The 19,177-nt window shown below is 60.5% G+C and carries 22 protein-coding genes; 18 read left to right on the top strand and 4 right to left on the bottom strand.

Features of this window, described 5'->3' with window-relative positions; all coding sequences use genetic code 11:
• Window positions 1-95: 95 nt before the first annotated feature.
• Complete coding sequence (locus tag G8E10_RS04750) at window positions 96-1,049, bottom strand: bifunctional helix-turn-helix transcriptional regulator/GNAT family N-acetyltransferase (protein WP_281517410.1); 954 nt, start codon at window positions 1,047-1,049, stop codon at window positions 96-98.
• Window positions 1,050-1,345: 296 nt separating this feature from the next.
• On the opposite strand from G8E10_RS04750, the gene G8E10_RS04755 reads away from it, so the two are divergent.
• Complete coding sequence (locus tag G8E10_RS04755) at window positions 1,346-3,481, top strand: sodium-translocating pyrophosphatase (protein ID WP_167127445.1); 2,136 nt, start codon at window positions 1,346-1,348, stop codon at window positions 3,479-3,481.
• 130 nt (window positions 3,482-3,611) lie between these two features.
• Here G8E10_RS04755 and G8E10_RS04760 read toward each other — a convergent pair whose 3' ends face one another.
• On the bottom strand, window positions 3,612-4,148 hold the full coding sequence (locus G8E10_RS04760; protein WP_165916893.1) for an outer membrane protein assembly factor BamE: 537 nt from the start codon (window positions 4,146-4,148) through the stop codon (window positions 3,612-3,614).
• A 141-nt stretch (window positions 4,149-4,289) separates the two neighbouring features.
• Between G8E10_RS04760 and G8E10_RS04765 the strand changes: the two genes are divergently transcribed.
• The 13 genes from G8E10_RS04765 to G8E10_RS04825 all read left to right on the top strand — a co-directional run bounded on the left by G8E10_RS04765 (window position 4,290) and on the right by G8E10_RS04825 (window position 13,923).
• A complete protein-coding gene (locus G8E10_RS04765; protein WP_167128010.1) occupies window positions 4,290-4,883 on the top strand; it encodes a ubiquinol-cytochrome C chaperone family protein in 594 nt (197 codons plus the stop codon).
• A complete protein-coding gene (locus G8E10_RS04770) occupies window positions 4,880-5,431 on the top strand; it encodes a YceD family protein (RefSeq protein ID WP_110799588.1) in 552 nt (183 codons plus the stop codon). The genes G8E10_RS04765 and G8E10_RS04770 overlap by 4 nt, the downstream gene beginning before the upstream one ends.
• 217 nt (window positions 5,432-5,648) lie before the next feature.
• Window positions 5,649-6,707: a phosphate acyltransferase PlsX gene (gene plsX / locus G8E10_RS04775; protein WP_167127448.1), complete on the top strand. Its 1,059-nt coding sequence runs from the start codon at window positions 5,649-5,651 to the stop codon at window positions 6,705-6,707.
• Between the two features lie 7 nt (window positions 6,708-6,714).
• Window positions 6,715-7,686, top strand: coding sequence for a beta-ketoacyl-ACP synthase III (locus G8E10_RS04780; protein ID WP_167127451.1), 972 nt, complete (start codon window positions 6,715-6,717; stop codon window positions 7,684-7,686).
• Window positions 7,687-7,803: 117 nt separating this feature from the next.
• On the top strand, window positions 7,804-8,142 hold the full coding sequence (locus G8E10_RS04785; RefSeq protein ID WP_110799586.1) for an integration host factor subunit alpha: 339 nt from the start codon (window positions 7,804-7,806) through the stop codon (window positions 8,140-8,142).
• Window positions 8,143-8,345: 203 nt separating this feature from the next.
• Window positions 8,346-8,888: a MerR family transcriptional regulator gene (locus G8E10_RS04790; RefSeq protein WP_092933195.1), complete on the top strand. Its 543-nt coding sequence runs from the start codon at window positions 8,346-8,348 to the stop codon at window positions 8,886-8,888.
• Window positions 8,889-9,974: 1,086 nt separating this feature from the next.
• On the top strand, window positions 9,975-11,216 hold the full coding sequence (locus tag G8E10_RS04795) for a tyrosine-type recombinase/integrase (RefSeq protein WP_167127454.1): 1,242 nt from the start codon (window positions 9,975-9,977) through the stop codon (window positions 11,214-11,216).
• On the top strand, window positions 11,216-11,605 hold the full coding sequence (locus G8E10_RS04800) for a hypothetical protein (RefSeq protein WP_167127457.1): 390 nt from the start codon (window positions 11,216-11,218) through the stop codon (window positions 11,603-11,605). Before G8E10_RS04795 ends, G8E10_RS04800 begins: the two co-directional genes overlap by 1 nt.
• Before the next feature lie 80 nt (window positions 11,606-11,685).
• Entirely contained in the window at window positions 11,686-11,898 is a 213-nt protein-coding gene (locus tag G8E10_RS04805; protein WP_167127460.1) for a helix-turn-helix transcriptional regulator, read from the top strand.
• A complete protein-coding gene (locus tag G8E10_RS04810) occupies window positions 11,895-12,128 on the top strand; it encodes a hypothetical protein (protein ID WP_167127463.1) in 234 nt (77 codons plus the stop codon). The genes G8E10_RS04805 and G8E10_RS04810 overlap by 4 nt, the downstream gene beginning before the upstream one ends.
• 87 nt (window positions 12,129-12,215) lie before the next feature.
• On the top strand, window positions 12,216-12,434 hold the full coding sequence (locus G8E10_RS04815; RefSeq protein ID WP_167127466.1) for a hypothetical protein: 219 nt from the start codon (window positions 12,216-12,218) through the stop codon (window positions 12,432-12,434).
• A 20-nt stretch (window positions 12,435-12,454) separates the two neighbouring features.
• Window positions 12,455-13,666, top strand: coding sequence for a hypothetical protein (locus tag G8E10_RS04820; protein ID WP_167127468.1), 1,212 nt, complete (start codon window positions 12,455-12,457; stop codon window positions 13,664-13,666).
• Window positions 13,666-13,923, top strand: a complete 258-nt coding sequence (locus tag G8E10_RS04825) for a hypothetical protein (protein ID WP_167127472.1) — start codon at window positions 13,666-13,668, stop codon at window positions 13,921-13,923. The genes G8E10_RS04820 and G8E10_RS04825 overlap by 1 nt, the downstream gene beginning before the upstream one ends.
• A gap of 40 nt (window positions 13,924-13,963) precedes the next feature.
• Here G8E10_RS04825 and G8E10_RS04830 read toward each other — a convergent pair whose 3' ends face one another.
• Window positions 13,964-14,395, bottom strand: a complete 432-nt coding sequence (locus tag G8E10_RS04830; RefSeq protein ID WP_167127475.1) for a hypothetical protein — start codon at window positions 14,393-14,395, stop codon at window positions 13,964-13,966.
• A gap of 732 nt (window positions 14,396-15,127) precedes the next feature.
• On the bottom strand, window positions 15,128-15,271 hold the full coding sequence (locus G8E10_RS04835) for a hypothetical protein (protein ID WP_167127478.1): 144 nt from the start codon (window positions 15,269-15,271) through the stop codon (window positions 15,128-15,130).
• Window positions 15,272-16,208: 937 nt separating this feature from the next.
• Here G8E10_RS04835 and G8E10_RS04840 point away from each other — a divergent pair.
• The 4 genes from G8E10_RS04840 (at window position 16,209) to G8E10_RS04855 (ending at window position 18,962) form a co-directional block, all read left to right on the top strand.
• Window positions 16,209-16,808, top strand: a complete 600-nt coding sequence (locus G8E10_RS04840) for a hypothetical protein (protein ID WP_167127481.1) — start codon at window positions 16,209-16,211, stop codon at window positions 16,806-16,808.
• A 250-nt stretch (window positions 16,809-17,058) separates the two neighbouring features.
• Window positions 17,059-17,577: a hypothetical protein gene (locus tag G8E10_RS04845; protein ID WP_167127484.1), complete on the top strand. Its 519-nt coding sequence runs from the start codon at window positions 17,059-17,061 to the stop codon at window positions 17,575-17,577.
• Window positions 17,574-17,873: a hypothetical protein gene (locus tag G8E10_RS04850; protein WP_167127487.1), complete on the top strand. Its 300-nt coding sequence runs from the start codon at window positions 17,574-17,576 to the stop codon at window positions 17,871-17,873. Before G8E10_RS04845 ends, G8E10_RS04850 begins: the two co-directional genes overlap by 4 nt.
• Window positions 17,874-18,962: a phage major capsid protein gene (locus G8E10_RS04855; protein ID WP_167127490.1), complete on the top strand. Its 1,089-nt coding sequence runs from the start codon at window positions 17,874-17,876 to the stop codon at window positions 18,960-18,962. It abuts the gene before it with no gap.
• The last annotated feature ends 215 nt before the right edge of the window (window positions 18,963-19,177 follow it).

Below are 19,177 nucleotides of genomic sequence, written 5' to 3' on the forward strand. Positions count from 1 at the left end.
GTTTTTTCAACAGTCTGCCGGAACACTGAAGACTCACCCGTCCAGGGTTTAAGACAGACTGTTTGACAGGTCGCGCGGCCTCACTAGGACACGGGCTAGGCCGCCTTGCGGACGAAGCGCTGTTCGGTGACCTCTTCGCCCCATTGCCGGCCGGGCTGTTCGTCCACCAACGCAAAGCCATTGGCCTCGTAGAGGTGCCGTGCCGCGTCCAGCCCTTTGAACGTCCAGAGGTGCGTTTCGGTAAAGCCCGTGCGGTCGCAGAAGGACAGGGCTTCGCTGAGCAGGCGGCGGCCGGTGCCGCCTCCGCGTTGCCCTTCATCGACGATGAACCAGCGCAAATGGGCAAGGCCTGCGCCCAGATCCTCGCCATCGATCGCCACGCTGCCGACGATTCTCCCGCTTTCCACAGCCGACCAGAGCCCGTTGACCGGCTTGTCCAGCCTTTGGACGAACGCGGCCAATCCCGCCGCAACCTGGGCTTCGAAGTAGGCGCCGAAGCCGACGCGACGATAGAAGGCTGCATGCATCTCGGTCGATCTGCCGATCATGCCGGATCGATATCCGCTTTCGATCGTGACGGCCGGGCGATCGATCCGCCCAGTATCGGTCCTGCCGGCATGAAGCGCGTTGGTGTAGGTGCGAAGGCCAGCCAGCACCGCTTCGCGGTCCGTAACCTGCAGCCGGGAGAGGGCGGCGGCAACCTGCGATGTGGCAAAGGCATGAATGGCGGCAACAGTGCCCTGTCCCTTCGCCGTCAGGCTCAGGCACTTCGTGCGGCCGTCGCCGTTGCTGCTTTCCTCCTTGACCTCGCCCGCATCGACAAGTTTGCGGACAAGGCGGCTGACGCTTGATTTTTCCAGGCTGAGCAACGTGCAGAGCATGCCGGCCGTTATCGCCGGATGTGCCTCGATCTCAATAAGGGCGTGAACAGCGGATGGTGCCAGATCCGTGCCGGCAAGCGTCGGCTCGAGGAAGCCGAGTTCCCGCACGAGACCACGCGATGCATTGCGGATGGAGCGGATCATCTCGTCGGAGCCTGTCGATAGCATGATGATCTCCAAGTTAGTTGTACCGTACAACTACCTATCATGAGATCTTCGGTTGTCAAAGGCGGGGTTGTCCCGGGAGCCGAAAGACAGAGTCTTGCGTCATCCGGAGATGTTCCGGGTTTTCCGCGACCGGTTCCGATTTCATAGCCAGCATTGGCCCGCGATCCCCGCTTGACCTTGCCGATTCTCCGCCGCACTCTTCAGCTCTGCCCGGCGGCGCGAGGAGGCGGTGCAGGGAGGGGACGGGATCGGCGGAGCAGTGTGCGGCGCGGTCTCCAAAGGAGGAAACAGACGACATGATTGTTCTACTGGGCGTAATTCTTTGCGGACTGGTTTCGGTGGCCTATGCCATCTGGGCAACGCGGTCCGTGCTGGCTGCCGATCAGGGCAATGCCCGCATGCAGGAAATTGCAGGCTATATTCGCGAGGGCGCGCAGGCCTATCTCGCACGGCAATATCTCACCATCGCCATCGTCGGCGCCATCGTCTTCGTCGCGGCCTGGCTGCTTCTCTCGGGCACGGCCGCCATCGGCTTCCTGATCGGTGCCGTTCTCTCGGGCGCGGCCGGCTTCATCGGCATGCATGTCTCCGTGCGGGCAAACGTGCGCACGGCGCAAGCGGCGTCCGTCAGCCTTTCGGCCGGCCTCGATATCGCCTTCAAGTCCGGGGCCATCACCGGCATGCTGGTCGCGGGTCTCGCGCTGCTCGGCGTCTCCCTTTACTACCTCATCCTCACCGCCGGGCTCGGCCATGCCCCCGGCGACCGCGAGGTGATCGATGCGCTCGTTTCGCTCGGCTTCGGCGCGTCGCTGATCTCGATCTTCGCCCGGCTCGGCGGCGGCATCTTCACCAAGGGCGCGGATGTCGGCGGCGATCTCGTCGGCAAGGTCGAGGCCGGTATTCCCGAGGACGATCCGCGCAATCCCGCCACCATTGCCGACAATGTCGGCGATAACGTCGGCGACTGCGCCGGCATGGCGGCCGACCTGTTCGAGACCTATGCCGTCTCGATCGTCGCGACCATGGTGCTGGCGGCGATCTTCTTTGCCGGCAGTGCGGCGCTGGCCACCACCATGGTCTATCCGCTCGCCATCTGCGGCACCTGCATCATCACCTCGATCATCGGCACCTTCTTCGTCAAACTCGGCTCCAACGGCTCGATCATGGGCGCGCTCTATCGCGGCCTGATCGTGACCGGCCTCCTGTCGATCTTCGGGCTCGCTCTGGCGACGACGGTCACCGTCGGCTGGGGCGTCATCGGCACCGTCGATGGCAAGGAGATCACCGGGGCGAGCCTGTTTGGCTGCGGCATCCTCGGTCTCGTGGTGACCGCGCTGATCGTCGTCATCACCGAATACTACACCGGCACCAACAAGCGCCCGGTCAATTCCATCGCCCAGGCCTCCGTCAGCGGCCATGGGACGAATGTCATCCAGGGGCTGGCCGTCTCGCTCGAATCGACGGCGCTGCCCGCCATCGTCATCGTCGGCGGCATCATCACCACCTACCAGCTCGCGGGTCTTTTCGGCACCGGCATCGCCGTGACCGCCATGCTCGGCATCGCCGGCATGATCGTGGCGCTCGATGCCTTCGGTCCCGTCACTGACAATGCCGGCGGCATCGCCGAGATGGCGCATCTGCCGCCGGAAGTCCGCAAGTCCACCGATGCACTGGATGCCGTGGGCAATACGACCAAGGCGGTGACCAAGGGCTATGCCATCGGCTCGGCCGGGCTCGGCGCGCTGGTGCTGTTTGCAGCCTATGCCAACGACCTGAAATACTTCGCCGCCAACGGCGACAAATATCCCTATTACGCTGATGTCGGCGTGATCTCCTTCGATCTCTCCAACCCCTACGTCGTTGCCGGGCTGATCTTCGGCGGCATGATCCCCTATCTCTTCGGCGGCATTGCCATGACGGCGGTCGGCCGGGCGGCAGGCTCGGTGGTGGAGGAGGTGCGCCGGCAGTTTCGCGAAAAGCCGGGCATCATGGCCGGCACGGACAAGCCCGACTACGGCCGGGCGGTGGATATGCTGACCAAAGCGGCGATTCGCGAGATGATCGTGCCGTCTCTGCTGCCGGTCCTCGCGCCCGTCGTCGTCTATTTCGGCGTGCTCGCCATCTCGGGCTCCAAGGCCTCGGCCTTTGCCGCCCTCGGCGCGTCGCTGCTGGGCGTCATCGTCAACGGGCTCTTCGTCGCGATCTCCATGACATCGGGCGGCGGCGCCTGGGACAATGCCAAGAAGAGCTTCGAGGACGGCTTCGTCGACAAGGACGGGCAACGCCACCTGAAGGGCTCGGACGCCCACAAAGCCTCCGTCACCGGCGATACGGTGGGCGATCCCTACAAGGACACTGCTGGCCCGGCCGTGAACCCGGCGATCAAGATCACCAACATCGTGGCGCTGCTGCTGTTGGCCGTTCTCGCCTGAGACGGTTTCCGGTCGATCAGACCGGAAACCCTATGAGCGGCGTAAAGGCAAAAGAAACCCGCAGCGCCCTCGGCGCTGCGGGTTTTGTCGTGTTGTCCCCTCGGTCTGTCGACGGGAAACGAGATGAGCGTCAGAGGCCGCCGCTGTTGCCGCTTCCCGAGAGAACAGAACGCGCCATGCCCTTGCCGATGCCGTTGCCGGTCAGAAGCTGGCTGAGGAAGGTGAGTTCCTTGCCGCCTGTCGGCGTGGTGCGGGAGATCATGTCGAAAACCTTGCCGTCCTGCTGCGTGTAGTGCGCGAGCTGGGACACGGTGCCGTCCTTGTCGAAGTAGACGGCGAGAATGCTCTGGTCGATCAGCTTCGGCTTCATGAAGGCGACCGGGCGGCGGCGCTTCTGCGAGATGTAGTAGAACACCTCGTTGTCGAAGGTCGCGGTGGTCGAGGGCGTGCCGAGCGACAGCAGCACCTGCTCGCGGCTGGAGCCGACGGGCACGAGCGCCAGCGTCTCCTGATCTACCACGTATCCCTGGTTATAGGTCTGCGACACGGTGAACAGGTCGCCCGAGCTCTGGCAGCCGGCCAGGAGGCCCGCGCAGAGCGTGACGGCGAGGCCCGTCCGGTTCAGAAACTGCATGTCGGACTTGAAAAAACGTCTCGTCAACGACATCTCCCTTGAAGATACGCCGGCAGATGCGCCATTGCTTTTCGTGCCTGCTTCGGTAAACCAGCTTCCGCGATCATGCAACAAGACGATGCGCGTACCCCCGGTGTTTCAGAGTGTTTGAAGCGGGGAAAGTTGGGCTTAATGATGTTTTTCGGGCTGTTCGGCAAAAAAAACGGCAATGCCGCCATCGTCGCCCGTCAGTACGACCTCCTGACGGCCGCAGCGCGCCAGCCTGTGCTCTATGAAAGCATGGATGTGCCCGATACCGTTATGGGACGGTTCGAAATGGTCTCGGCCGTGCTGATTCTCTACTTTCGCCGCACACGGGCCTCCGCCCGGGCAGGGCAGGAGATCGCGCAGGAGATCGTGGATGCCTTCTTCGAGGATGTCGATCACTCGATCCGCGAACTCGGCGTCGGCGATGTCAGCGTGCCCAAGCGCATGAAGAAGCTGGCCTCCATGTTCTATGGTCGGCTGGAGAGCTATTCCGCAGCGCTCGACCAGGGCGACCGGCCGGCGCTGGAGGCGGCGCTCCGGCGCAATTTTCACCCCAAGGCCGAGGGGCCTGCACCCTCGATGGCAGCCCTTGCCGCCTATATGATGTCGGCTGAGGCCGCGCTGACCGCAACCGGCGAGGATCAGGTCGAGACGGGAGCGCTGGCGATCCCTGCGCCTGAGGCTCTGCCGATGCCGGAAACCTTGACTGCAGACGACGCTAGACAAAGGAATGACCTGTGAAGCCCGATGAAATCTCCGCCTATTCCCATCCGGTCAAGGTCAGCACCCTTTCTGCCAGCCTGACGAACCTGCGTCTTGAGGCCGACGCGCAGGCGCTGGAAGCGCTGGCGCGCCAGTGGAACGTGACGGAGGTCCGCAGCCTCAAGGCCGACCTACAGATCGCCCGCTGGAAGAAGGACGGAGTGCGGGTGAAGGGCCGGGTGATGGCTGATCTGGTGCAGGAATGCGTGGTGACGCTGGAGCCGGTGGAAAGCCACATAGACGAACCGGTGGAAGCGACCTACGTGCCGGACGGATCGAAGCTCGCCCGCGCGCTGACCGTCGAGACTGCCGAGATGGTGGTGGACCCCGACGGTCCGGATGCGCCCGACATCTTCGTCGGAGATACGATCGATATCGGCCAGACGGTGGCCGAGCATGCGGCCATGGCGATCGACCCCTATCCGAAAAAGGCGGGTGCCGCCTTTCCGGGACACATCGAAAGCACCGAGAAGGACGACAAGCGCCCGAACCCGTTTGCCGCCCTCAAGGACTGGAAGAAAGACTAAAAGCGAGAGCGAATTGCGCCTGTTCATAGGTTTTTCAGGTATGACTTATGGAAAAACAGGCATTTTGGCGGAAAACCGGCCGCCCGAACCGCGGGATCGGCTCGCATTCCCCGGCGTGAACGGTTAAGGACCACTTCGTGTCGCCATGCGCGATCGCCAGCGCGATCCGGCGCGGGCGGGCAGGCGGGCACGAAACGGACAGCAGGATAGGAAACACGTGGTCAGAATTTCCCTCGATCTGATGGGCGGCGATCATGGTCCGCAGGTCATCATCCCCGGCGCCGCCAAGGCGCTCGAGCGGCATCCGGACATCCGATTCGTGCTCTATGGTCTGGAGGCGGAGTGCCTGCCGATCCTGGAGAAGTACCCGAAGGTCAAGGCGGCAAGCACGTTCCATGCCTGCGAGATCGCCATCGCCATGGACGAGAAGCCGAGCCAGGCGCTGCGCCGCGGCCGCGGCAAGGCTTCCATGTGGCAGGCGATCGATGCGATCAACCGCAATGAGGCCGACGTCGTCGTCTCCGCCGGCAATACCGGCGCGCTGATGGCCATGTCCGTCTTCTGCCTGCGCACCATGGCCGGCATCCAGCGTCCGGCGATCGCGGCGATCTGGCCAACGCTCAAGGGCGAGAGCATCGTTCTCGATGTCGGCGCGACGATCGGCGCCGACGCCCAGCAGCTGATGGATTTCGCCCTGATGGGCGGCGCGATGGCGCGGGCGCTGTTCGAGATGGAGCGTCCCACCATTGGCCTCCTGAATGTCGGCGTCGAGGAGATGAAGGGCCAGGAGGACGTGAAGGAAGCCGGCCGGCTGATCCGCGAGGCCAATCTCGATGGAATCGACTATTTCGGCTTCGTGGAAGGCGACGATATTGGTCGCGGCACGGTAGATGTCGTGGTCACCGAGGGCTTCTCCGGCAATATCGCTCTGAAGGCCGCCGAGGGCACCGCCCGCCAGATCGCGGAATATCTGCGCGCGGCCATGTCCCGTACTCTTTTGGCCAAGATCGGCTATATACTGGCGAAAGGCGCCTTCGACCGCCTGCGCGAGAAGATGGATCCGCGCAAGGTCAATGGCGGCGTGTTTCTCGGCCTCAACGGCGTGGTGATCAAGAGCCATGGCGGCGCGGATGCCGAAGGTTTTGCAGCAGCGATCGATGTCGGTTACGACATGGTCCGAAATGGTTTGAAAGCCAAGATCGAGACCGACTTGGACAAATACCGCGCGACCCGGGCCCCCGAAGGGACGCCGACGGGTGCCGGTGGTGAGGTTTGACAAAGACATGATCCGTTCTGTGGTTCGCGGGTTCGGGGCAGCGCTTCCGAAACAAGTGGTGACCAATCGTGACCTGGAGGCGAGAGTCGACACGACCGACGAGTGGATCGTGCAGCGAACCGGCATCCGTCAGCGCTACATCGCCGGCGAAGGCGAGACGACGGCATCGCTCGGCGAAGCCGCCGCACGCGCAGCCCTCGACCGCGCGGGCCTGACGCCGGCCGACATCGACGTCATCATTCTCGCGACCTCGACGCCGGACAACACGTTCCCGGCCAGCGCCGTCAATATCCAGGCGCGACTCGGCATGCATCACGGTGCCGCCTTCGACATACAGGCGGTGTGTTCCGGCTTCGTCTATGCCATGGCCACGGCCGACGCCTATATCCGCGGCGGACTTGCGCGCCGCATCCTCGTCATCGGCGCGGAGACCTTCTCCCGAATCATCGACTGGAACGATCGCACCACCTGCGTGCTCTTCGGCGACGGTGCCGGCGCCGTGGTTCTGGAGGCCGGGGAGGGCGACGGCACGATCGCGGATCGCGGCATCCTGACCGCTCACTTGCGCTCCGACGGTGCCCACCGCGAAAAGCTCTATGTCGATGGCGGCCCGTCCTCCACCGGAACGGTCGGCCACCTGCGCATGGAAGGCCGCGAGGTCTTCAAGCATGCCGTCGGCATGATCACCGACGTGATCGAGCAGGCCTTCGAGGCCACGGGCACCACGGCCGACGACATCGACTGGCTGGTGCCCCACCAGGCCAACCGCCGCATCATCGACGGATCGGCAAAGAAGCTCGGCATTCCCCCGGAAAAGGTCGTCATCACCGTCGATCTCCATGGTAACACCTCGGCCGCCTCCATTCCCCTGGCGTTGAACCAGGCCGCGTCGGACGGGCGCATCAAGCAGGGCGACCTTGTTCTGCTCGAAGCCATGGGCGGCGGTTTCACCTGGGGCTCCGTCCTCATTCGCTGGTAGAGGAAAAGCGAGCGGGCGCTGGTAGATGAAAAGCGTTGGGAATGAAGGCCTTGACCCACGTGGTCAACGGCAATACTCTTCTCTGCAATCGATATTCCAGAACATCGGTGGGGGATCATGAGCGGTAAAACGGTAACGAGAGCAGACCTCGCAGAGGCTGTTTTTCGCAAGGTCGGCCTGTCGCGCACCGAATCCGCCGAACTGGTCGAGACGGTCATTGACGAGATCTGCAACGCCATCGTTCGCGGGGAAAGCGTCAAGCTCTCCTCGTTCGCGACATTCCAGGTGCGCGACAAGAACGAGCGCATCGGCCGCAACCCGAAGACGGGCGAGGAAGTGCCGATCTCGCCGCGCCGCGTGATGACCTTCAAGGCCTCCAATGTGCTCAAGCAGCGCGTGCTCAAGGCGCATCTGGCCCGCAAGGCCAAGCAGAAGCCGGTCGCACCGGCACCTTGAGGGCGCACCGTGCCGGCGAGTTTCGCGGCACCGAACGGACGCATCTGTTTTTTCCGGTTGAAAACCTTCGCCTAAGCCGTTGAAAGACGGCCCGATTGTGCGATCATGCCCCACAGAGCGGATCGTCGTCCCGAATCGGGACATGGCGGCACCCGGCCACGGCTTTCAAGGCTCGTGGCGCACCTGGCGTGATTGAGGACGATATGGACAAGAGCCCGGATGCGTTTCGCACGATCAGCGAAGTCGCCGACGATCTCGACCTGCCGCAGCACGTGCTGCGCTTTTGGGAGACGCGGTTCATCCAGATCAAGCCGATGAAGCGGGGCGGGGGCAGACGCTATTACCGGCCCGAGGATGTGGACCTGCTGAAGGGCATCCGCCACCTGCTTTACGACCATGGCTACACCATCAAGGGCGTGCAGAAGCTTTTGAAGATGAACGGCAACAAGTTCGTGGCGGCGATCGCCAGCGGCGACCTTGCCACCGTCGAGGCGCTGGCCGCAGCCAGCAACGACGAAGCGCCGTCGCAGCAGCAGCCTAAGGTCGGCATGCCCGACGACGACCAGATCGTCGGCCGCGCCAAACTCCCCACCAGCCGTCGCTTCTTCTCCTTCGGCAACGGCACCGACGACATGCCCGAAGTCTCCGTCGGGAAGACCTCCGTTAACAAGGAAGACCGGGCTCTGCTGCAGGAGGCACTGTATGATTTGTTGGAGTGCAAGCGGCTGTTGGATCAGGTTCGTTGAAGCCAGCGCGTGAATAGGTGCTTGCATAGCACACGACAGTGAGCATCAACATTCCACACGTCGTCCCGTTTTGCTGTTTGCATATATTTCGTCGGTTGCGAACCTCTCGTCCGTCATCCCGGACTTGATCTGAAATGACGGGGTTGAGGATTCGCCTGCGTCCAACGATGACAAGTGAGTACGGTGCAGAGCTTGCCTATCGCGAGGCCAGCAAACAACGGTGCCGGCTGGCAAGTGGCGTCATCCTATCTCGGCAACGGCTTCGGCCGGGACGGGAAAGCTCCTTTTGCCTCATGAGCGCGCACTGTCGCGTTTGCGTACTTTGGTGGTCTCTGGGCTTTGACTTGGGTCGGCGCTGGACGCGGCACCCGTCGCCATCCATTCATCGTCATGCATTGGCGGACGAATTGATCTGCGGCAATAGCGTTTCCAAGCGCGTTGCCAATAGCGGCACCCGTAACATAGGATTGGCTTCCGTACGCAATGTAACCCGTCTGCGTACTTGAGGACATCATTTGGCATTGAGCCTCCACCATTTCCATATTCGGCGGGTTGGGCACAATCGGAACGTACATATAATTCGTTTGGCAAGCCGATAGCGTGGCAGCGCAAAGTGCTGCAATTACGATGTTTTTCACAAAATTCCCCCATACTTTACGGGGAAAAGAATAACTGCACGCTTACGTATTGCAAGCGGAATACACCTTTACCGGGAGGTTTGGGCGCGCGTGCTTAACGTGCTCCACTCGTTCCTGAGCACACGCCGAATCGGCTCGATAGACATCAGCTCAAAAATTTCGTGGGGTGAGGTGCAATCGCTATCAGCAACAGCCTTGCTGTCCCGAGGAGCCCTGGGGGAGCTCTATTCAACCACTCAAATGGTTGATCTAAATGGTCGGAATGGCCGGATTCGAACCGACGACCCCTTGACCCCCAGTCTAAAAGAACCTCTTTTATAGCCATTCCTAGCATTGGATCGCATAGCTTTATCTGTTGTAATTGCAACGTAATCCAACCGATGTCCCCTTGACTGATACGGGCTACCTGCCAATATGCTGGCTACAATGTGGCTATAAAAGGTTGGGCATGGGAAAACTGAAGATCACGGCAGCGAGCGTTTCAGAGGTCATGGGGAGCGCGCTACCAGCGACGACGACATTCTTCTTCGACGAGGATCTAGCAGGGTTTGGCTTCTATAGAACGGCCGCCGGCACTGGCACGTATTTCGTGGAATACAGGCCTGTCGCAGGTGGCACGAAGCGGCGGGTGAAGTTGGGTAGGGTAGGGACGTTGAAGCCGGCCGAGGCCAGGGAGGCTGCTCGCAAGGCTGTCGCGCACGCTGGCCTTGGCAAGGACTTGGCCAAGGAGCGGACTGACCATCGTGCGAGCGTAAGCGTGAAGGCACTCGTTGACACCTACATCGATGAGTTTGTCGCGACCAACCGCAAGGCGTCATCGGTCGAGTTCTATCGCACGATTGCCAAGAAGCATGTCGAGCCGCGGCTCGGATCGATGAAGGCTGTTGGTGTTACCCGCGTTGACGTCCAGCGCGCGCATAGTGCGATGTCGAAGGAGGCAAGGGTATCGGCGAACCGCGCGATGAAACTGCTGTCCGCTGCGTACGGATGGGGCGCGAAACACGGATATGTGCAAGAGGGGTTCAATCCAGCCTCAGGCGTCGATTTGAACAAGGAACAGGGCCGCGAGCGGTTCTTGTCAGAAACAGAAATGGCACGTTTGGGTGAAGCGATGCGCGAGGCAGAGACGGTAGGGTTCGAGGCCGTTGTGTCAAAGGCAAAACACGCGCCGAAAGGCCAGCGCAGCGTCATGCATCCATCAGTGACTGGCGCAATTCGGTTGCTAATGTTGACAGGCATGCGCCTGCGCGAAGTCCTGCATTTGCGCTGGGATGAAGTTGATGTTCAACGCGGCCTGCTCTTTCTGCCCGACAGCAAGACTGGCCGCCGCACGATCGTTCTCTCGGCGGCAGCGGTCGAGGTTCTAGCCGGCCTGCCAAAGATCGGTATCTATGTCGTCGCGGGAGACAGTGCTGGACTGCCTGACGAAAAGCCGCGTGCGGATCTAAAGCGCCCGTGGACGGCCATTACCAAGCGAGCCGGTCTTGATGGGCTGCGGATACATGACTTGAGACATTCGTTCGCTTCGGTAGGTGCCTGGTCCGGTCTCGGGCTTCCCGTCATCGGCAAGTTGCTCGGCCATTCTGATGCGAAGACGACTCAGAGATACGCGCATCTGGACGCAGATTCGTCCCGACGCGCTGCAGACGCTATCGCCTCTCAGATTTCAACGGCCATGGGGGTGAAGTGATGGCGGCGCTTCCGTTTCCGTACAGCCAAGCGGCAAACGCGATCGAGAACGCGATATGGGAGGGTAGGGCAGAGGAGGCCCTGCAGAAGCTTATTCACGCTCTCAGGCAAAAGCCGGACGACCGAGCCGTGAGGCATGCCGCGGCCAACTGGATCGAGCGCATCGGATTGCCGCCAGGTGCGCAGAAACGCCTGCGCAATGGCAATCCGGAACTGCCGGAAGACTGGCTGGATATCTCGCAAATGTTCGGTGAACTGCAGGGTGCGGGACGCACATATGCAGAGGCCGAGGCAAAGACCGCCGCCCACTTCGGATGTAGCAATCGCCATGTGCAAAGGTGTGTCGCCGAATGGAGAAGGGCGTCGGCTTACCGCGAGGAAGAGGAGTAACCGAACGAAGTTCAAACATCGTGCGGCTGATTCTTCGGGCGTCCAAGCGCATATACCATCATCCAACACGGAGGGCGCGAATGACAAAGAATCTAAGGGTACAGCAGGCGGCGGAATATCTGGGCCTGTCGAAATCATTTCTGGACAAAGCCAGGTGCTACGGCGGCGGTCCCGTTTTCGCAAAGCTTGGGTCGAGCGTGATCTACTCCACGGCTGATCTCGACTCATGGGTTGCAGAGCGTCGCGTAATCGCCGCGAACGATAACCGTCCGACCGTGAAGGTGAGCGCATGAGCAAGAAGCCTTGGGCGATCCGACATTTCACAATCTTGCTGGCTGTGGCTCCCGACTTTGTGCATGCCGATTTCGACGTAGAGCTTAATGACGGCAATGCATTTCGCCACGTGAAGCTAAGTCACGACGGCCAGCGGTTTCGTCTCGAGGGATTTACAGCCGGGCCTGATCTGACCGGTGAAGTACTAACGGCCGCGCTTGCTAAGCGGTTCGACGCACCGCCCGCTTAGCAGGCAACAATTACCCCCATTCAACCCTCAACCACCCTGCCGGCCCATGCCGGCGGGCGCGCCGTCGTGCGCCAACATGGAGATAACATGAAGATTCTCTACGCTCATCCTACGAAGGAGAAAGGCGATCGCACCTGTGTCGCCTTCGTCGATGTCGAGCTCAACGAGCATATCCGCCTTTACGGATTACGCCTCATTCGCCAGCCCGACGGCAACCACGTCATCTGCGCCCCGCAGGCGGGTCACAGGCGCACCTCCACCTTTAGCCAACCGGATGGCCGAGCGGCTTACCGCGATGGCGCTTGAGGCCTATCAGGTGGCTGCCCATGAGCGAGCCTAAGATCCCAAAGCCAGAGAGCCTCGAGGCCAAGTTCCGTCTGCTCACGCTCGCGCCGCTCGATAAGCGTATGAAGCGCAAGCATCTGGCCGTCTACGGCTTCATCCTTGACTGGTTTCACAGCAAGTATGGCGACGCCCTGGCCAGCGTCCGGCACGTTGCTGACACGTTGAAAGAGCGAGATCCGGCGGGCGTCGGTCTTTACCTCGGTGACGTGCATGCCGCCCTCACAGATTTGGTTGCTTGGGGATATCTTAGCCAAGAGCTAGGCAAAGGCCGCCGGGCCAGCCGATACGTGCCGATCTGGGAAAAAGCCTGTAGTGTTCGCAAAATTCCGAACGCTGCAGAGGATGAGCCTAGCGTTCGGGAAAACCAGAACACAAGCGTTCGGGAAACTCCGAACGCTACGGCCGATAGCGTTCAGAAAACACCGAACGAAGACCCACCTACTGGACCCGGTCACAAGACCCGGGGACATGTAGTGGAAGATATATTCGAAGCCGCGCCGGTGGCGCCGCCCACGGCTGGCCTGTCGGCCGCCGTAGCGGGACCGGCTTCGGGAGATGGATTTGATGAATTCTGGAAAGCTTGGCCGCGGAAACACGGCATCAAAAAAGCCCGGGCAGAATGGAAGAAGATACTCAGCGACGTCGACATTGTAATTGAGGTGGCTGGAGACTGGGCTCGACATTATGAGAAACACGGCACAGACAAGAAGTGGATTCCTGAGCCTGCCAACTGGCTTGCCGGAGAGCGATGGCTAGAAGACCTACCTCTCATCCATGACGACGCGAAAGGTGCAGCGATCGCGAAGTCAAAGGCTAATGCGAAGCCGAAAGCAAAGCCGGAGCCTGTGTTTGAGAACGATAACACCCCAGGCCCGTTGGTGATGGACGTTGGCCCGTTCACCCCATTCGGTACGTTCCACGCGACAATAGAGGATGCACGCGTTGAGGAAGTAGGTCCGCAAACTCAGAAAGTCGTGCTCGACCTGTCATGGGGGGCGCCCGGTTGGGACGCTCAGCATACGCTCTACTACGTCCACCCTGATCCAAAAATCCAGCAGCGGGGGAGGGACTTCATTGCTATCCTTGGCGAATGTATTGGCGAGGAAATCACAGACACCAACCAGCTGGTTGGAAAAGCTGTGCAGTGCATCGTCAACAACAAGCTCGCAATCTCTTATCGGAAGGCGGCCTAATGGATACCGCAGAACTTTACCGAGCCGTTCGCGAAGGCTTCACCGACGCTCTCGAGGACCGCAAGCCCGCGCCGCAGATGGTGGCAATCTCACCGTTTGATGCGTTCGACGAGGACGATGAGCCTGTTCGGGTGATCGGTATTGTCGATGACCCGGAATTCCTGAAGTTCATCGTCATCGTAGAGGAGGAAGGCGGCGAAATCTTCCCGCTAGCCTGCCGGAGTGTTTACCGGCGGAAGAGCGGGGAGAGCGGGTGAAGGTTCAAACGCAACGATCTGGCGGCGATAATCTCTAAGATCATTGCAAGTCCGCTCGGTGCTTCCGGAGAAAATCACGCAAATTCACGAACGTCGTTTCCTGATGAATGGCAGCCGAAACCTTCGACTTCATTCCAAGATCACCATTGATGTGTTTTAGAATGTCGATGAGGAAGCGCTCCGCAATCTTGCCGCTCCTTCCCGATGCAGCTTTGTCTAGAACGATAGCGGAAGCCAGTTCAAGTTCATTGAGGAGGTTGCGAAAGCTGTGTTCCCACGTTTTGTGAGACGGCATATCAGCACTTGCCGATCGGCCGACCTCTTCAATGCTACTTCTGATATTCGAGCAAATCGTAAGAACGATTGACGCAGAGGCATACGATCTGTCGCGCCTCATTTGCCAAACAACGAATCCAACGCCGCTAATTGTTGCGGCGTTGGCTAGCGTTCCAACGACTTCGAGCCAGTTCAAGGCTTTTTTGCTTCACTTGCAGACTGCTGTTGCTGCGTCGGTGCCTCCGCCGGCGCAACTGGTACTTTAAGTTGCTGAGTGAGGTGTTGCGTCGTCAGCCCTTTATCGACTGGGACGCCTATCATTTTCGTCAGGTGCGGCGTCGATAATGAGTCGCCCACGAACACTCTAGGTCTGTCATTATTGCTCATCATGTTCCCTCGAATATGAAACGGCGGGGTTTCCCCCGCCGCTGTCTCGCTTACTTTGAATCGCCGTGGCCTTTTTTCGGCATCCGCTCGACTACAGCTTTCGTCGGATGAGACTCAGCTTTCTTCACGGACTCCAGGCGACCGGTTGTGGCATTTCTGCCGATCGGGAACGTCTTGCTACTTTTGGCCATATCGGCCTCCTTAATCCAGCTTGAATAAAGGGGCCTTGGGCGCTACTTTGGATCTGCTAGGACTACCGCAGCAACGCACGTTTCGCCTCACGGCAAGCCGGGCAGCCGCGGCAAAAACACAAGGCACGTTGAGCGATCAACGTGCCTTTTTTATTGCTGAATGTATGTTTGGAAGCAAGCCCAATTTATCAGGGCGCAGGTTTATCCCGTGTTATACGTCCCACCGCACGCGAGTCAACGTACCGACGAGTAAAATGGTTAATTTCTAGAAAAATGACAGTGGACGATACTATCCGGGGTCTTGCATTCGATACGTCGGGTTCCCATGACGCCGATCATGCCGGCAAATGCTACTTCGCCGTCTCCTTCTGCACTTCCACCCGCTCGTCTGCCGCTTTTACGGCCTCGTCGCGGCGCTTATCTGCTTCATTACCATCACTGGCGCGAGCGTCGTCACTTGCCGTGGGTGGCTTGCCTTTGGGTTTGTCGACCATGTCGTGCTCTCCTGTTGGTGTCAGGGCCAACAGGGCTGGAGCTGGATGGTTCCAGACGGCGGGCGCCTCAAAAGTCCCCGATCGACGCCCTTTCTACCGTCGGCCCAAGCAATTTCTTACATCCGCAAAATTCGAAATCCGGAGAATGGCCCGTGGCGAGACCCAGGAAGCCGACGGCTGCCCTGGAAGTCCAGACATCAGCCCGCCGGGTATCGGCGTCGGGGGTTTCTGTCGCTAAACCTGTATAAAAAAAGTTTTTGGATAGAGACGGGTCATAAAAAAGTCGACGATCGGTCGGCGCCGGGAACCGGCGTCGGGCAAGAACGCGTGAAGCCGCAAGTTTTCAAGTCGGGTGCAAAGGCGGCACCCATTCAAAGTCTCGACTTCCCCAAAGCCTCTACCGCCGGCCCCCATTCGCATCAGCGCTAACACAGATTTTCGCCTCGCGCGTACGCGCAGCGCGCGCGCGAGAAAACATTGGATAATTTGGCACGAAGCGACGCGTGGTTCATACTTTCGAAAATAAGTCAATACACTATTGACAAAAAAGTAAAATGAACCTATCAATGATAGCCGCAGGAATATTGCGGCTTCATTCAAGAGTCGCGGCAAGCGACCAGTCCAGCTTCAACCTTGGGGACTGCTCATGCCATTCATAACTGATCCAACTTGGACTCCCTCTCGATATCGCGTTGCCCTGTCCGCCTGGCAGCACAATGCGGAGGCCAAGGACTCTGACATCCTGCCGCGTAAGGCAGCCACGACAGCTACACCCCGCCATTCTGCCCTCTCAGACAAACTCAAGGGCCTGCTCAAGTGGCGCGCTGCTGCCAGCCCTTGCGACTGGACAGCCGTAGCCGCGAACGACAATAGGCCAGCCGGGGAGCCGCAACTGCTCGACAGTCACAGCGAGATCCGCCCGTCAGAGGCCGAAACTATGCTGGCGATCAAGGACGTCGAATTTGAAGAGCGTCGGCATGCCAAGCTTGGGAGCGGTGGTGAGCTGACTCTCGTTCCTGTCGGTGGCGACATGGAGCGTGCCAAGGTCTGGACAGGATCCAAGCGCCGCGGCCGGGAGCCGGAATGCATATCTCGCCTCGGCGCCGTAAAGTTTTCAAACGGGGCGAAGGAAGAAGCAGCTCTCGTGCGAGACGCGGTTGGCAATATCGTGCGGGGCAGTGTTCGGATCCCGCTGGGCGGCGTCACCTTTGTCGGTAAGTACCGCCCGCGCGATCGCTTCACCAGTCCGAAGGGGGCGGACAACGACAATGCCGCCGAGTTGACGGTGGGCTTGAGCACCAACAGCAACGCCGGCAGGTTCGAATTCAGTGATCCCGTCGAGGACGCACAGGAAGCCGTCAGGGTCCGCGAATCTGTCCGTCCGGAAACCGCTCGGATCCTCGACTTCGCATTGACGGCTGCTAACTTCCGCGAGGTTGGCGAGGCCCTTGGTCACGGGGGCAAGACCGCTGAGCGACAAGGCAAGGCCGCCCTTATTGCGGCGTGCGAAGAGCTAGACGCTGCTCTCGCGGCCTAGTTCGGTCCCCTTTTTGCATCTCGAAAAGTATACGGCATAGGGAGCGCTTCAGGCGCTCTCTTTCGTTTTGCCTGCTACATCGCAGTCCCAGTAGCAGGCCTTTTCTCCCTGTGACCGCGGATGTACCGGCGCAGCGAAATCCCAGGGGCGGCCCTGGTCGATCCAGGCGGCGTCTGATGGTCCTAGTCCATCGGCGCCGCCTTCGGTTTTCGCCCAATTTTATTAATTCCCAAAATTATGGAGGCGTCGAATGCGCCGGTACGAGATTGTGCATATTCTGGCGCGTCGCTTAAACCTCAAGGTCGGACGCGCCCAAGCTATCCTCAGCAAGTTGCAAGAGGCCGGCGTCATCTCCGGTTCTGGTCTTGCCAAGAAGGCGCCTGACGATCTGGCCGAGCCAGAAATCGTCTCACTGCTCGTCGCGCTACTCGCCGAGAGCGGGATCGCAAGCGGGCCTGATGCCGTCCGAACGTTCGGCGCGCTCACCGCCACCGACGGCACACGTTTTGACGCGTTCCTCTCCGAAATCCTGTTCGGCCCGCCCTTCGCAATCCGGCATCTTTTCGCAAGGCAATCGCCTCCTGGCGTTTCCGTTGTCGCCGCAGGCCAGCACATTCTCTTTGGGCAGCCCGCATCGGCCACCACCGCCTCACCGGCACGCACGGTCCCCGGCGAGGCGCTTAGCGCCATCGCGGCCGAGCTTCGCGGTGAGAGCCCCGCCACGGCGGACGCCTTGGCAGCAATCCAGAATATAAGGAAATCCGCGTGACGGACATCAAAACACTATTGGAGCGGGCCGAATCAGTCGCCAGCAAAACGCAACCAAACGGTGATCTTCTCGCCGTCGTCAAACACGCAGCGTCAGCGCGGCAGTTCGTGTGGGATCAGCATTATGCGTCATCCGCAGAGCGCGCGCTCCTCGACGAACGGCTCGCGGCGTCGGCGCCTGAGTTCCAGGCCGCTGTAGCGGCAACAGAACGCGCCCTTTCCGAAGAGCTGACCGACAGCAGCGCTCGACGCGCCCGCATTCGTGCCGAGAACCCCCAATATTTTAAGGAAAACTAAATGTCTGAACTTGCAACAATGATCCGCGACCTTGGCAATAACTTCAACGCGAAAGCTGAAGACCTCGGCACCCGCCTCGGCGAACTCGAGAAGCGGGCCGCCCGTGAGCGCGAGTACGATAACGACAACTTCGACGCCGGCAACTCACTTGCCGCCTCGCTGGTCGCCTCCGACACTTTTAAGCAGCTCAACGGCGGCGTGAATCGTGGTCGTGCCCAGGTCGAGATGGCTGCCATCACAAGCGCCAATCCGACCGTTGGTACTGGTCGTTCTGCTTCTACCTCGCTTGTCCCGGCGCAGCGGATTGCGGGTATCGTCACTCAGCCGGATCGGGCGCTAACGGTTCGAGATCTGATTGCCCCAGGCAAGACCACGGCAGGCTCTATTGAGTTTGTGCAGGAGACAGGCTTCACGAACAATGCCGCCATGGTCGCAGAAACGACCCAGAAGCCTTACTCCGACATCACCTTCAATATGAAAACCGCGCCGGTTCGGACGCTGGCTCATCTGTTCAAGATCTCAATCCAGATGCTACAGGACGCCGAGGGCCTTATCAGCTATCTGGACCTCCGCGGCACGACCGGTCTCAAGCTCAAGGAAGAGAACCAGATCCTCTTTGGTGACGGCACAGGCCAGAACCTGCTGGGCCTCATGGGCCAGGCATCCATCTTCTCGCCAGCCTTCGTACCCCAGGATGCCACGGCGATCGACCGGCTTAGGCTCGCAGCGCTACAGGTGCGTAAGGCTGAGTATCGTGCGGATGGCATCATGATGCATCCAGATGACCTAGCCGCGCTGGAGCTGACCAAAGACAACGAGGGCCGCTACATTCTCGGCAACCCCGCCGGAGAACAGACCGCGCGGGTATGGCGTCTGCCTATCGCCGAAACGACCGCGATGCCGACCGGCACCTTCTTGATTGGTGCATTCTCCACTGCCGCTCAGCTCTTCGACAGGCAGCAGGTCACCTTCGAAATTTCCACGGAAAATTCGAACGACTTCGAGCTCAATATGGCGACTGCCCGTATTGAGGAACGACTGGCACTTGCGGTGTATCGTCCGGAGGCTCTGGTCGCCGGTCAGTTCTAGCTGAATCCGGCGGGGTGATGAGACGGCCAGCTCGGTCGTAGGCGTGTGAAGGCCCGCCACTCCCTATCCCTTCACATGCCAAGAGCACGCCGTCTGCCGAGCCCCGGCAGGCGGCACCCCTTCGAGACGGGCTCCGAAAAAGTCGCCGATCGGCCTCGACCGACTACCGGCGGCCCTGATTCGTACGCAACGCGCATGCCCCCGATGAATCAAGA

Source organism: Ferranicluibacter rubi (genome assembly GCF_011603255.1).
Taxonomy (GTDB): domain Bacteria; phylum Pseudomonadota; class Alphaproteobacteria; order Rhizobiales; family Rhizobiaceae; genus Ferranicluibacter; species Ferranicluibacter rubi.